The sequence below is a fragment of the Pseudoalteromonas sp. c7(2019) genome (genome assembly GCF_011378625.1).
GTDB lineage: Bacteria > Pseudomonadota > Gammaproteobacteria > Enterobacterales > Alteromonadaceae > Pseudoalteromonas > Pseudoalteromonas arctica.
The window spans coordinates 1-393 of the sequence record NZ_WTKS01000101.1 but is presented as its reverse complement, the minus strand read 5'-3'; the positions used below and the strand labels follow the sequence as shown (position 1 = coordinate 393).

The window sequence follows — 393 nt, the reverse complement described above, 5'->3', positions numbered from 1 at the left end:
CACGCAGTATTTACGTGGCTGGGGACACTATTACCTAATAGCCAACGCTTATCAGTTAACGGTGGATTTAGATCATTGGATACGCCGTAGGATAAGAATGTGCTACTGGCGGCAATGGCGTAAACCACGCACGAAAGTACGCAGTTTAATAAAGCTGGGTGTTAGCGAACGACTCGCCATAGCCTGTGGTATCACCAGCAAAGGCCCTTGTCGAAGCTCGAAAACAAAAGGAATTAACATTGCATTAGGTAATGACTATTTAGCGTCACAAGGTTTAGTGTCATTGAGAGATATTTGGATCAATATTCATTACGGGAGATGAACCGCCCATTGCGGACCCGCATGATGGGTGGTGTGGGGGCTGGAGGTTAGAGACCTCCGGCTACCCGATTA

At 47.3% G+C, this 393-nt stretch carries 1 protein-coding gene; it reads left to right on the top strand.

Annotated features, from left to right (window positions below; all coding sequences use genetic code 11):
* The coding region (locus tag GQR38_RS20175) for a group II intron maturase-specific domain-containing protein (protein WP_277344173.1) at nt 1-322 on the top strand (322 nt) is incomplete at its 5' end.
* Nucleotides 323-393: the final 71 nt, after the last annotated feature.